At 46.8% G+C, this 14,431-nt stretch carries 9 protein-coding genes; 6 read left to right on the top strand and 3 right to left on the bottom strand.

What is annotated here, in order from left to right:
• Positions 1 to 90: 90 nt before the first annotated feature.
• From FLA_RS06465 to FLA_RS06450, 4 genes are all read left to right on the top strand, one after another.
• On the top strand, positions 91 to 1,488 hold the full coding sequence (locus FLA_RS06465; RefSeq protein WP_076380066.1) for a 3' terminal RNA ribose 2'-O-methyltransferase Hen1: 1,398 nt from the start codon (positions 91 to 93) through the stop codon (positions 1,486 to 1,488).
• A 2-nt stretch (positions 1,489 to 1,490) separates the two neighbouring features.
• Positions 1,491 to 4,034 carry a polynucleotide kinase-phosphatase gene (locus FLA_RS06460; RefSeq protein WP_076380067.1) on the top strand — a complete coding sequence of 848 codons (2,544 nt, stop codon included), beginning with the start codon at positions 1,491 to 1,493 and terminating at the stop codon, positions 4,032 to 4,034.
• A gap of 127 nt (positions 4,035 to 4,161) precedes the next feature.
• Positions 4,162 to 4,740, top strand: a complete 579-nt coding sequence (locus FLA_RS06455; protein WP_076380068.1) for a TetR/AcrR family transcriptional regulator — start codon at positions 4,162 to 4,164, stop codon at positions 4,738 to 4,740.
• Between the two features lie 96 nt (positions 4,741 to 4,836).
• Positions 4,837 to 5,622 (top strand): SDR family oxidoreductase, encoded by a 786-nt coding sequence (locus FLA_RS06450; protein ID WP_076380069.1) that lies wholly within the window; start codon positions 4,837 to 4,839, stop codon positions 5,620 to 5,622.
• Positions 5,623 to 5,706: 84 nt separating this feature from the next.
• On the opposite strand, the gene FLA_RS06445 is transcribed toward FLA_RS06450, so the two are convergent.
• Positions 5,707 to 7,983 carry an InlB B-repeat-containing protein gene (locus FLA_RS06445; protein ID WP_076380070.1) on the bottom strand — a complete coding sequence of 759 codons (2,277 nt, stop codon included), beginning with the start codon at positions 7,981 to 7,983 and terminating at the stop codon, positions 5,707 to 5,709.
• Positions 7,984 to 8,099: 116 nt separating this feature from the next.
• Positions 8,100 to 10,412: a T9SS type A sorting domain-containing protein gene (locus tag FLA_RS06440; RefSeq protein WP_076380071.1), complete on the bottom strand. Its 2,313-nt coding sequence runs from the start codon at positions 10,410 to 10,412 to the stop codon at positions 8,100 to 8,102.
• Between the two features lie 525 nt (positions 10,413 to 10,937).
• On the opposite strand from FLA_RS06440, the gene FLA_RS06430 reads away from it, so the two are divergent.
• Together FLA_RS06430 and FLA_RS06425 are read left to right on the top strand one after the other, a co-directional pair.
• On the top strand, positions 10,938 to 11,705 hold the full coding sequence (locus FLA_RS06430) for a helix-turn-helix domain-containing protein (RefSeq protein WP_076380072.1): 768 nt from the start codon (positions 10,938 to 10,940) through the stop codon (positions 11,703 to 11,705).
• A 164-nt stretch (positions 11,706 to 11,869) separates the two neighbouring features.
• Entirely contained in the window at positions 11,870 to 12,748 is an 879-nt protein-coding gene (locus FLA_RS06425) for a hypothetical protein (protein WP_096510798.1), read from the top strand.
• Between the two features lie 8 nt (positions 12,749 to 12,756).
• Here the strand turns inward: FLA_RS06425 and FLA_RS06420 are convergent, their stop codons facing one another.
• Positions 12,757 to 14,388, bottom strand: a complete 1,632-nt coding sequence (locus FLA_RS06420) for a carboxylesterase/lipase family protein (RefSeq protein WP_076380074.1) — start codon at positions 14,386 to 14,388, stop codon at positions 12,757 to 12,759.
• Positions 14,389 to 14,431: the final 43 nt, after the last annotated feature.

Here is a 14,431-nt window from a genome sequence, read left to right as displayed (position 1 = left end):
CAGGCGTTTCAGTGAAACGCCTGCTTTGTTTACTACGCAAATACACTGCACACATCTGCCCGCATCTTTGTAAAAATTGACAAGGCCAGTATGTTATTAACCGTATCAACCACCCGTTACCCTGCTACCGATTTAAGCTATATGCTGCACAAGCATCCGGCTAAAGTGCAGCAAACAGAGATTAAAAACGGGGTGGCACATATTTTTTACCCTGCCGCTACTGATGAGTGCTGCACTTGCGCGCTGCTGCTGGATATTGATCCCGTGGCGTTGGTGCGTGGTGATAACCCGGGTAACCGGGGCGATGCGTTTGCCCTGGAACAATATGTAAATGACCGCCCCTACACCTCTTCTTCCCTTATGAGCACTGCTATTGCACGCGCCTTTAGCACGGCCCTGAATGGTAAATGTAAAGACAAGCCCGAACTGGTACCCGTGCCTATGCCTTTCACTGCTACCGTGGCAGTGGTGCCGGTAAGAGGTGGCAGGCAATTGCTGGAAAAACTGTTTTTACCCCTGGGCTATACCTTACACGCAGAACAGCATATACTGGATGCACAGTTTCCGGAATGGGGCGATAGCCGCTATTTTACCATTACACTGTCCAATACCATCACCTTACAGGCTTTGCTTACTCATTTGTATGTACTCATTCCTGTGCTGGATAATGACAAACATTACTGGGTGAGTGAGGAAGAAGTGCAGAAGTTGCTGGACAAAGGAAAAGGCTGGCTGGAAACACACCCGGAAAAAGACCTGATTGTGCGCCGTTACCTGAAACACCAGACATCCCTGATGCAGGGCGCGCTGGATCAGTTGATGAACGAAGAGCAACCCGCGCCAGGAACAGAAACAGAGCCCCGGGAAACACCCAAAATACGCTTGCACGATGTGCGTTTACAAACCGTGTGCGACACCTTACTGCAATCAGGCGCTACCAGTGTGGCAGATATGGGCTGTGGCGAAGGCAAGCTGTTAAAGCTATTACTGAAACAGCAGCAGTTTACCCGCATTGCGGGTGTGGATGTATCGGTGCGCAGCCTGGAAATTGCAGCGGATAAACTGAAACTGGATAAGCTGCCGGAAAAGCAAAGGAACCGTATGCAGCTACTGCAAGGGTCGGTGATTTATCGCGACAGGCGATTAGATGGTTACGACGCTGCCGCACTGGTAGAAGTGATTGAACACCTGGAACCAGACCGTTTACCGGCGTTGATGCAAAACCTGTTTGGCGTAATGGCTCCTGCTACTGTACTGATTACCACTCCCAATAAAGACTGGAACAGTACGTTTACAGAAGACACTACTAAAATGCGGCACAGCGACCACCGTTTTGAGTGGACAAGAGCAGAGTTTACCCATTGGTGTACACAGGTGTGTGACGCTTATGCTTATCACTACACCCTGCATGCGCTGGGAGAAGAAACAGAACAGGCCGGTGCGCCTTCGCAGATGGCAGTATTTACCAAACAACCCTTAGAAGCCTGATCATGACTATACAAATACCTGAATTAGCCTTAGTAATACTGGCAGGCGCTTCCAGCTCCGGCAAAAGCAGCTTTGCCCGCCAATGGTTTCAGCCTTCCGAGGTGGTAAGCAGTGATGCCTGCCGTGCTATGGTAAGTAATGATGAAAACAGCATGGAAGCCTCGGCCGATGCCTTCGACCTCCTGTATTACATAGTGGGTAAACGCTTAAAGCGGGGATTGCTTACCGTAGTAGATGCCACCAATGTAAGGCCGGAAGACCGTAAACGACTGGTGCAACTGGCCCGGGAATATTATGTAATGCCCGTTGCGCTGGTATTGAACATGCGTGACAGGGTTTGCCTGGAAAGAAACAAGCTGCGCACCGACAGACAGATACCCCCACACGCCATTATCGGGCATGTGAACCAGTTAAGAAGAGGACTAGGTAAACTGCGACTGGAAGGATTTAAAAAAGTTTATGAATGGAATACGCCGGAACAGGTAGCCGCCATTACTGCCCTAGAACGTGTGGCGTTATGGACGAATAAAACCAGCGAAACAGGTCCATTTGATATTATAGGTGATGTACATGGCTGTTACGATGAATTATGCAGCTTGCTGGTTACCCTTGGGTATTCCGTAGATAAAGATGCATACAAAGTAAGCGTACACAACAATAGAAAGCTGGTGTTTATAGGTGACCTGGTTGACAGGGGGCCCAACTCTCCTGCTGTGCTGAAGCTGGTAATGCAGGCGGTGCAGGACGGAGCTGCTTTGTGCGTGCCGGGCAACCATGATATAAAACTGTTGAAATGGTTACAGGGCAAGAACGTGCAGTTAACTCACGGACTCGAAGCCACAACTTCCCAACTGGCTACAGAAACAGAGGAATTTAAACAAAAACTGGCTGCGTTTCTGGATGGTTTGATAAGCCACTATGTGTTAGATGGCGGCAAACTGGTGGTAGCGCATGCCGGGTTAAAAGAAAATATGCAGGGCCGTGGCGCAGCCCCGGTAAGAGACTTTTGCCTGTATGGAGAAACCACAGGCGAAACCGACGAGTTTGGTTTACCCGTGCGCTTTAACTGGGCCCTTGAATACCGTGGCCAAGCTACCGTAGTATATGGGCACACTCCTGTGGTAAAAGCGGAATGGCTGAACAATACTATAGATATAGATACTGGCTGTGTATTCGGCGGCAAGCTTACAGCTCTGCGTTATCCTGAGCGGGAACTGGTAAGTGTGAATGCCTTACAAACTTATGTTACACCCACACGCCCACTGCAATTAACACCGGAAGCCATAAGCCTGCAACAGTTGCATGATGCCTTGCCGGATATAGCAGACATCATAGGTAAACAACAGATACATACCCGGTTGTTACAAGGCGTTACTATTCGCGAAGGACATTCTGCGGCAGCACTGGAAGTAATGAGTCGGTATGCGGTGAACCCGCAATGGCTTATCTACCTGCCACCCACTATGTCACCTTCCGAAACCAGCAACCTGCCGGATTATCTGGAACACCCCGAAGAAGCCTGGCAGTATTACCAGAACAACGGAGTAACCCAGGTGATTTGTGAAGAAAAACATATGGGTTCAAGAGCAGTAGTGATAATATGCAAAAACAAGGATGTAGTAAAAGAACGGTTTGGCATCACTGATAACAGCATAGGCATTTGCTACACACGTACCGGCCGGGCATTTTTTACAGACAAAGCCACAGAACAGGCTTTTCTGCAAATGGTGCAGACAGTGCTGACAGAAAGGGATTTCTGGACCAAGTTTGATACAGACTGGGTATGCCTGGATACGGAGCTAATGCCCTGGAGCGCCAAGGCCCAGGCATTGCTACAACAACAGTATGCTGCTACGGGAGCAGCAGCGCGTAATGGATTACAGCAGGCGGTATCCGCCTTACAACAGGCAGGCAACAACCCTGATATACTATCATTACTGAACCAGTACACTGAACGGGCCACCCTGAGCAAGCAGTTTACCGCTGCTTATGGCCGCTATTGCTGGGAAGTGAAATCGCTGAACGATTACAAACTGGCACCGTTTCATATACTGGCAACAGAAGGCCGCACTTATTTTGACAAAACGCATGAGTGGCATATGCAGGAGATAGCAAAATTCTGCGGAGGAGAAGGCAACCCCATGATAGCTACCAACTATACCGTAATAACACTGGAAAACGCTGCTGAGCGGGAAGCAGCTACTGCATGGTGGCTGCAACTTACCGCAGCAGGCGGTGAAGGCATGGTGGTTAAACCGATGGACTACATAGTACAAGGTAAAAGGGGATTGATACAGCCTGCCGTTAAAATAAGAGGTACAGAATACCTGCGCATTATTTATGGCGCCGAATACACCCGTGCCGATAACCTGAAAAGGCTGAAAAAACGTGGCCTGCAAGCTAAACGTTCCATGGCCCTGCGCGAATTTGCTTTAGGTGTGGAAGCCATAGAAAGCTTTGTGGCCCGGCATCCGTTGCGAAAAATACACCAATGCGTAACAGGCGTGCTGGCACTGGAAAGCGAACCAGTTGATCCACGGTTGTAAATCACCCATTTAGCAGGCGTTTCATTCGTGAAGCGCCTGCTGGTTTTTAGAGGCCAAATAAAAAAGGCACCACTATCTGAATCATTTGTTTCAGAATTAAACTATGTTTGCATCAGAATAAGAAATCATGGCAAGGAATGTTGAGTTTGATGAAGAAGGAGCCATCCAGAAAGCAATGGAAGTTTTTTGGAAGAAGGGCTATAATGGCTCTTCGCTACGCGACCTTACCGATGCCATGAAAATCAATAGCAGTAGCCTTTATAATACTATTGGAGATAAACAGGAACTATTTGTAAGGTGCGTACAGTATTACACCGATATCCGTAAAAAAGACTTTCAGCAACGGCTAACAGCCACCTCTTCTCCATTAAGTATATTAATCAATTACATCAACGATGCCGTTAAAGTGATCATTAACGGAGAAGAAAGCTGCATGGCTATTAAAGCCGCTTTTGAAGTTGGCCCCAACGACGAGCGGATAAAAGACATACTCAAAGCAGACAACGACTACTCCTACCAGTTTTTATACAAGCTGATTAAAGCAGCGATGGACCAGGGCGAAATAGCATCAGACGAAGATCCTAAACTGCTGGCTGATTACTTCAACAGCACCTGGATAGGATGGAACGAATCGTTTATCCTGCATAGAGATCCCGCCAAAATAAAGAAGATGGCGCAGTACTTCATTAAGCAACTCACTAAGTAAAAAAATTTCACTCATTCTGAAACATACATTTCAAAATACCATTACATACAACCAGCTACAATTCTGAAACAAACAATTCAAAATAAAACACACAACATGCAAACTTTTAACACAAGCCTTCAGGGCAAAAGAGCATTGGTAACAGGCGGTACTAAAGGCATTGGAAAAGCAATTGCCGACGAGTTGGCACAGGCAGGCGCACAAGTGATTGTTACAGCAAGAAATCATCCGGGAGAAGGCAATACAGCCCATCATTTCATTGCGGCTGACTTAACACAAGCCGCTGATGTAGCTCAACTTGTCAATGAAATCAATACAAAGTTTGACGGCATTGATATTCTCATCAACAATGTAGGTGGCCTTACCGCGCCGGGCGGCGGTTTCAGCACTTTAACCGACGAACATTGGGAGAATGAGTTGCAGCTGAATTTAATAGCAGCCACCCGTTTAGACAGGACACTGTTACCTAAAATGCTGGAACAAAAAAGCGGCGTTATCATCCATATCTCTTCCGTAGCAGGAAAGCTACCTTTATGGAATCTGAACATGGCCTATGCGGTATCCAAAGCAGCGTTAAACAGCTACAGTAAAGCATTAGCAACAGAAACTGCCAGCAAAGGCGTGCGGGTATTAACGGTAGCGCCGGGAGCAACCAAAACTCCACCTATGGAAAAGTTTATCCAGGACTTTGCTACCGCTTCGGGCATATCCCTGGAAGAAGGTTATCAGCAACTGCTTAACCAGGTGGGTGGCATACCTATGGGCAGAATGGCAGCACCGGAAGAAGTAGCATCACTGGTACACTTCCTGGTTTCACCGGCAGCAGCTTATCTTACCGGTACCAGCTATGCTATTGATGGCGGTACGCTTCCTGTAGTATAAGCATTGACGAAACAGAAAGAGGTTGTTACTATCTACAGCAATAATAGATAGAACAACCTCTTAACTATACAACAAGCAATATTATTATTGTTTCAATAACTGCGTAGTAGCTTTCAACCCTCCTCCATCTATGCGGATAAAGTAAGCGCCTGCACTTAACGCACCACAACCAAAGCCCACTTTGTTCAGGCCGGCAGGGAACGATTTATTCGCTATCACCTGTACCAGCTGTCCATTAGCATTATACAACTGCACTGCTATCACACCCGCTTTGCGGGTGGTAAACTGCACCGTAGCGTAATTATTGGCCGGGTTAGGATACACACCCAGCGAAGCATTGCTACCACTTTCTTCTTTTAAAGAAGGCGCAGCAGATACCACAGCAGACAAACTACCAATAGAAGCACTGCACGAGGCAGCAGTAGGACTGGTCCCGGTAACTTCTAACCAGTCTATAATAGCAAACTCTGCCGAGGCTGTTGTTTCCAGGCGTATCACATTTACACCGGCTGATAAAGCGGCTGTTACCGCTCCGGTGGTGGTCCAGGTAGTCCATGCACCTGTAGCCGGGAAGCTGATAGAAGATACAGCCGTACTGCCATTTACCAGCAGGCGGGCAGTGTAAGAACCATTAGTGGTACCATGCGCATAGCGCCATACAAAAGAATAAGTACCCGCCGCAGGCACACTTACATAATAGTTAATGCCCTTGGAAGCCGAGTTACTTAAATTGATATAATAACCACCATCAGCGCCGCTGTAGGTATTTTGCCTGCTGCCATCTGCCCCGCAATAACCTGATACAGAACTGGCTGCATCATCAATACGTAACGTGTTACCACCACCGGTAGAAGTAGCTGTGAAGTTGGCGGTTACAGAAGTGTTGGCAGTAACTACTACACTTACTGTAGCAGAAGTGCCGCTGGCTCCCCCACTCCAGCTGCTGAACGTGTAACCACTGGCGGGTGTTGCAGTTAAAGTAACCGTTCTGCCGGAAGTATAAGAAGCAGAATCCGGGCTCCTGGTGATAGTACCACCATTGGAAGGTGATGCTGTAGTTGTAAGCGTATAGGTAACCGGTGTGGTGCCACCGCCGCCAGTAGAACCACCATATTCTTTGGCGCCGATATCAGGTGCTGAACCACTGTAGGTAATACCCGAAGCAGTAACACCTGCATTAATTAAGTCACTGGTGCTTACCAGCGATAAAAAGTTACCGGTATTAGGACTGCCATCCGTGTTTTTGGTAACAGAAGGGGTAAGCGTAACAAAATCGGCGCTGCTTACTACCAGGCTGCCACTATTGGTGCTTACATTGTTTTTCCACCATACATTGCTGGTGCCTACATCTGTGCCATTGCTTTTATCGCTGGAACCTGCATTATACGAAAGATTATTACGGAAAGTAGCCGTGCTGCCTGTTCTGAAATTAAAGTTAGATTCTGCATTATTGTAGCTGGTGTTATTGCTTACTTCAATATTACCCGGGTTATCATTATCGGTAAAGCCATGATGTCCGTTGTTAAAAGCGATACAACGACGTACAATATGGTTTACGGCAATGCCCGAGCCACCCAGCTTAAAACCATTTTTATCGCCGGAGCCGGAAGTTGAGCCCGTGCTTAAAGTACCGTTACCGTAAGAAACACAGTTTTCTAATGTTACAGGGCCAATAGGGCCGGTTTCAGATTTAGCGTAAAAGTCCCATCCATCATCAATGTTGTTATGTGAAATACATCCGCGAAACACATTGCCTGTGCCGCAGGTTAACTTGGCAGCAAAGCCATCTGCATTTTCATTGCCTGCATCCTGGTTGTCAAAAGCCTCACAATTCAATACCAGGTTGTTGGAAGGCCAGGTGCTTAAAGTGGCATTAGTGGTTTTGTAACGGCTTAACTGCAAACCACTATCATGGTTTTTACTGAAAATGCATTTTTCAATAGTGTTGCCATTACCAGATAACAACATACCATTATCACCTGCACCCGTAATAGTAAGGCCGGTGACATGCCAGTAATCGCCATCCAATACAAAGCCCCTGTTGGCATCGGCCACCGCCTGGCCCGAAAAATCCAGCACCGGCACTTCGCCATTATAGGCCGTAATGTTTTTGTTGGCAGATGCGGTGCCATTATTGGTGTCGTCAATAATAGCGGAAGCGGAATAAGAATAGGTTCCGCCACGCATGTAAATAGTTCCCCCGGCCGTTACCGTAGTAATGGCCACCGCTAGTGTTGTTGGGGCTGAAATAGAAGTTCCGGAATTGGAAGCACTTCCCGAAGGAGATACATACAGGGTGGTTTGTGCATACGTTAGACTGCTGCTAACCAGGCAGCAGACAACAAGCAATCGTAGTTTCATTTTAGGTTATTTGCTACAAAATATTCCACACGTTTTCGCAAAACGAATAAACATATGTAAATATTTATGCAAACGATAGGCGCACAAGTGTTCCTGTATAAGGTTTATAAGTTCCCTCAGTACTTCAACACGCCCCGGCTTACCCGCTCATTGCTTTGTCGTATTTCTACTAAGTACATGCCCGCAGCAACATCTGTAAAGTTCAGGTTGGTACGTAATACCTGGTCGGGCTTGGCATAAGTGCTTCTCTTAATCAACCTTCCTGTAAAATCATACACACTAATGTCTACCGCACTTTTCTTGTCGTTGTTCAATACTACATTCAGCAGGTTAGTGGTAGGGTTAGGGTACAGTTGCAGCGATGCCAGCAGCGTGTCTATCGGTGCGGTAACCACGGTATCTCCGGGCAATGCTCTTTTGCCACCAGGAATGGCAAAAATGGGTGTTTCAGAAATCTGTAACGAAACACGACCGGAGGAAGGCACCGTAACACGCTTTACTGTCATGCTGTCTTTGCCAACTGTAGGAGTGTACACATTTACATAACCTGCCTCACCTACATTTAAAGAATAGGTAGCAACGGTATTATTTTGTGTAGGCATCATTAACGCATATGCATTTTGTCCGTTCAACGCATAGCGATCTACAATCGGGCTGTTGTTCATCGTTTCCTGGTAAATATATTGTCCCAGCAATTTATTCGTCTGATACAGGAAATCGGCGGATGGGCGGCGTGTACGGTTGTCATTAATTAAACCGGACGATGCAAACTGAATACCGCTGTTGGCATTATCATCATACATCATATAAAAGAACACCCGGTCTATCCCCAAACGGTTATAGAGTAACGCCGTTCTTAAAATCCAGTCGGCCTGCGTTTCTTGTGTATTCTTATTGCCAATAGCTACGGTATGAAAAGGGCTGCCGCTGTTTAAATCATATCCCGCTTCTGTAACCCATACCGGCATATCGTAAGCATAGTCATGCGCCAGCTGCAAAAACCTTTTGGCTGCTGCTACCGCACCCGAACCTTCCGGGGCTATGCCCACTGTGCCTGCAGCATTATTGGAATAAAAGTGATAGTTGATGATATCCCAGCATAAATCTACCTTACCATCTTTCTTATAACCGCGAAACTCTTTACACCAATCTACCATACCCTTTACAAAATCAGCGTCCGGCCCGGCCAAACCGGCCATTACCACCTGCATGGTAGAGTCGGCAGTTTTCACCCCTACATCTGCCCCCAGGGTATGCTTATGTCCATCATAAAAAGCCGATAAGTTAGCGGCATACTCACGCCCGGTCTGGTACCCCTTGCGGCCTACCCAGGGCTTATTGCGTTCGTTATCGCACTCGATATAGGTAATATAGTTGAGCCCCTTTCTAATTTTATTGGGAGGATCAAAGTTCCAGCGGGTAGTAGCATCAATTTTCATTAAAGCATCCGGCACTTTGGTATTGCGCCCGTAACGCGCTGCATATTGAAAAGCCACCTTCGCCTGTAAGATATAAGAAGCCGGGTTTGAAAAATCAGCACCATAAGGCACCGGCACGTTCTCTGAATTCTGATCGGCCGAAGGGTAGGTAGCTACCAGCCAGGTAGGTAACTGTTTAAGATCGGCCAGCACTTCAATGCCATCTTTTTTACAACGCCAGTAAATAGTATCATAGTTCCAGCCACCGCTATGGCAGGGATTGAATGTGTAACCTCCTTGCTTGGATTCCAGTTTTTCCCAGTCCATATAATGACGAACACCGGTAAAGCTTTTTACCATGTTCATATCCTTTTCACTGATCACAGAAGGGTCGGCAGCATTTTCAAAGTTCCACTCAAACGCATTCACCCCAAAACCCTGCTTCATGCGAATTTGCTTAGGCTTATAGGCCGAAACAGCTTTGGTAGAAGATTTATAAGTACCATATAATTCCAATTCGGAAGGATAAGCCCAGTAAGTAGTTAACACCAGGTAGCGTGGGTTATGTATGGTGCTGTCCAGTTTAAAAATGTTATCACCTGCCTGGTAAGTACGGTTAGGATAAGGACCCACCCACTGCATGTAACCGCTGCCGGTGAAAGTGGCCATAGGAATGCGTTTCCAGTCGGCAGTAATCACACTCAAAGTAGTAGGCTGGTCGGTGTTTATGCCCACTCCGTCGAACATTTTAATACTATCTATATTGATTATCTCATCATCGGCAATAGGATAATACGAATCCCATTGGTTTAATACCTTGCCCCAACCCGTTTGTATCACTTCATTGGTGATGCCGTTAGACAGGCCGCCCAAACCACTGGTGGTATTTACCAGCTGGTACCATCGGGAGGAGTCCATAGGAATTTTGCCACTTTTAAAACCGGTAGTCTGCGCAGTTAAACAGGTGCCTACCAATAAGGAGTACACTACAAGTAGTATAATTTTTTTCATAATTTTCCAGGAATAAGCGTTGAGTTACCATGAAATCAATAGTTCGTTTTTTAAAGTAAAGGTTGGTTAGAACTAACACGTGGCAGCAATCTCAAAACTTATAACTGTAACGTCCTTCCGGGAAATAGCGTTTTGGCTGAAAATCCATTTGTCCGAATTATCCGTAAATAAAGCAACCCACTCCCAACATCCACCGCAAATTGCCTTAGTTACTCCTCTCCTTTTAATAATATACAACTTTATAAGTTGCGGTACAAGGAACAAATTGCAGACCAAAATCATAAAAAAAGGAATAAATAATTAACACCCTGAATAAAAGCAATCTATTTATATACTTTTTTTATTAAATCATCTTTTGCTGCCCTAACACATTCAAACAAACATAATATCAGCTGCTTCAACGGGCTTCTCAACAAAGTACCACATCGCCACCTGCCTGCTGCTGCTACCTATAAATAAGTATTTATCACTCCATCCCTTTCCACGGGCAAACAATAGGATAAATGATATTGTATATTATTTATCATGCATACCTCGCTACTGCAACAGCCATTCAACCCCGACCCTGTTTTCAGTTATCTGACACAGGGCCGCCTTACGGTGCTTACCGGAACACAAACCTGGCACATTCACGCGGGCGAATATATATTATATACCAGGAATCAACTGGCAAAATATCTGCCCCCGATAAACGCATCCGACGAAATACAGGCTATCACTCTTGTATTAAAACAAAACATACTGCAACAATATGCACGGGAAAATAACATTACCGTAATCCATAATGAGCAAGCCAATGCTATTATACCCATTACCCCCAATGTGTTACTGCAATATTTTATTCAAAAGCTATCGCCCGGTCTTCCCATTCAACACCCGGAATATGCCCACTATCCCGAAGCCACCATTCAGGAACTGCTGTTTTTATTGCTGAGAACAGATGCCGCCTTACAAAACATCCTGTTTAATTTTAGCAAACCCGCCAAAGCCAACCTCCACCTTTTTATGCAACGCCACTTTAGGTTTAATGCCAGCATACAACAATTCAGCTATCTTACCGGCCGAAGCCTTACCGCCTTTAAACGGGACTTTGTAGCCGCCTTTGGACAACCACCCGGACGCTGGTTATTGGAAAAACGCTTAACAGAAGCCTATGATCTTATTACTGTTCAACACCTGAAACCAACAGATGTATGCTGGTATGTGGGCTTTGAAGACCTTTCCCACTTTTCTTTTGCTTTTAAAAAGAAATATGGCATATCGCCCAGCCAGGCTAAAAAGAGAAGTGAGTAGCAACTGTTTATACATAGCTATAAATCACTAGCTTACTTTGCCCGCCTTGCTGGATATTTATCCCTATTTTTAAGCAACTACACATTACCAACACTACTGCTACACGCCTTTCCCGGGAGCTGCGCAAGTAATATTCAATTGTATACATACTTTAATATCACCAGATGAAGCAAGTGTATTTGTTAACTATGATATGCCTGTTAGGCAGTGGCTGTATTTCTACCCAAAAAGCAGGCAGCGGCCTAAGTGAAGGTTTTGGCAGTAAGGCAAGCCTGATTAGTAAAAACCTGGTACTGGGCCTTGACTCCGGGTTGGCAGCATCCACACTGCGTGCGCAGCTTTGCGCCACCATCGATTCTGTAATTACCGTGGCTGGTATTAGCACCAATAAGAATATAAGCCGGCTGTTAGATTCGGTACTGAGCAAAAACTGGTCGGCGCTGGTGCAGCAACTGGTAGAAGATGTGTCTGGCAAACAGCTGCGTCAAAACCTGGAGAACATACGCGAAGCCCTGATAGGCGCAAAAACCAGGGAAGATGTGCAGGCTATTCTCAACACCCTGCTAAGCGACACTAATACTAATAAAATTATACGGTTAAAAAACGAACTGCTGGGCGAAACCACCGCCCGGCAAATGGGTATGCTTACCGATACGCTGATGGCGCATATTATACCACGCCTGAACAATGAGATCACCGACTCTACCTTGCACAAGCTATCGCGCTTTTTGAACCAGGATGTACAACGCAGCATTGACACCAACTTATCGGTAGTGCAGAAATATGCCGATTGGTTTTTAGCGGGCCTGGCCCTGGTGGCCGCTTTTATCATTACATTGGTATGGCAGAACCGGCAAAAGTACCTGAAACTCACTACCCTGCTGGCAGCACAGGTAAATGCCATACCCGACCAGAAAACGTACGACCTGCTTACCGCCCGCATTAAAGCCAGCGCCGCCAACGCCGGCGTAGAACCTACTTTGCGAACGGTGCTGCAGGAAAACAATTTATTGAACACCAACAGCTGGAAGCCGTTAGAATAACTGCTTCCCTATTTGCCTGCCGCCTGTTCATCCATAAACAGGTAACGATCGCGGTGCTGTTCCGCCGCTGCAGCAGACTGCACATTGATATGCATTACCTGCACCGGTGTTTGGCTGGTAGCTATAGGCCACGCAGGCAATCCTTTGCCGTTGGGGTTTCCTGTTTTAATAAAATTGGCAAAATAAGCCTGCATCACCTGGGAGATGGCATAATCTTCTTTCGTCCACGCATACACCTTATTGGTAGCCAGGTTGCCCATCGCATATTCAATTTCAGCGCTATGCACCGCACCACGGGCAGGTGGCGGCTTTACAGCAGTAGTGCTCTTTTGAACACCACCCGCCAGGCCCGGCACCACATTACCCATAGCAGACACCATTTCGGGCCTTGCCCGCTCATAGATGTATCTGTAAACAGGTTTATTGCTGGTATTGATATGTACATTACTCCATTTCCAGGTACTAAACCCGATGAAACGATCGCCGGCCAGATCATCGGCTGCAGCTATCACTTCATCGTCTGTAGTAGCTTTATACAATTTCAGCACATCCGTGGCCTTGTTGCCATACAAACGCTGCACTGCTTTTTCGTAGTTTTCTTTGGTAGGCTTTTCCTGCCCCAATATCATCTGATGCCCCATCTCCAGGTTATTCCAGCCCACCAGCAAAGGCACCTGGGCCTGCTGCCCTTCATCATACATAGCATAGGGACTAGTGGGGAAAAAGTAGCGATCTACCACACTGGAAAAACGGAACACTCCAAACTGCGCAGCAGCCTGCAACAAAGCATCTGCCGGCATCGCCCGTAAATCTTCCAGCGAATTTTTACCCGCAGCAGTGGCAAACTCAGCGCCGGTATGCTCTCCTTCCTGTAGCGATACGGCACGCAGGGTACCCAGTAAAGAGCCACTTTCGCCTATGGCTCCTGCAATGAAATCGCGCGACAAAGGAGAAATCATCTGGGCGCTGACCGATACAGAACCTGCGGATTCGCCCGCTATGGTTACCCGTTTAGGATCGCCCCCAAAAGCAGCGATATTATCATGTACCCACTGCAAAGCAGCGGCCTGATCCAGCAAACCATAGTTGCCCGAAGCATGGTAAGGCGCTTCTGTAGATAACTCGCTATGTGCCAGAAAGCCAAACACCCCCAGGCGATAGTTGACCGTTAAAGCCACTATCCCCTGCCGGGCCATGCTCTCGCCATCATACCGCGGCTCACTGGCATCTCCCGCTACAAAACCGCCACCATAGAAGTATACCAACACGGGCAATAACGCCTTTCCCTTAGCAGGTGCAGGTGCCCATACATTTAGATATAAACAGTCTTCACTGGCACTGTCTGCACGTGAATTCATATCGCCAAACACATTGGTTTGCATGGGCTTGGGTGCAAACTTCTTTGCCATACGCACTCCTTCCCAGTTTGCTGCCGCAGCCGGGGCTTTCCAGCGCAAAGCGCCTACCGGGGGAGCAGCAAAAGGAACACCTTTAAACGCGTGTATCCCGCTTTTTTCCAACACACCTTCTATTATACCATTGGCTGTTTTTACCTGCGGAGCACTTTGTGCGACATGCTGAGCAACAACAGGCATTGCGCCATGCAGTAACAGGCAAGCAATAACGATATGGATTCTCATGATCAAATTTTAAAAAAGTACACTATGAAGGTACCGGAAACTG

It is taken from the genome of Filimonas lacunae (assembly GCF_002355595.1).
Taxonomy (GTDB): Bacteria; Bacteroidota; Bacteroidia; order Chitinophagales; family Chitinophagaceae; genus Filimonas; species Filimonas lacunae.
The sequence above is the reverse complement of the archived record's forward strand: the minus strand, read 5'-3'. Positions and strand labels throughout refer to the sequence as shown.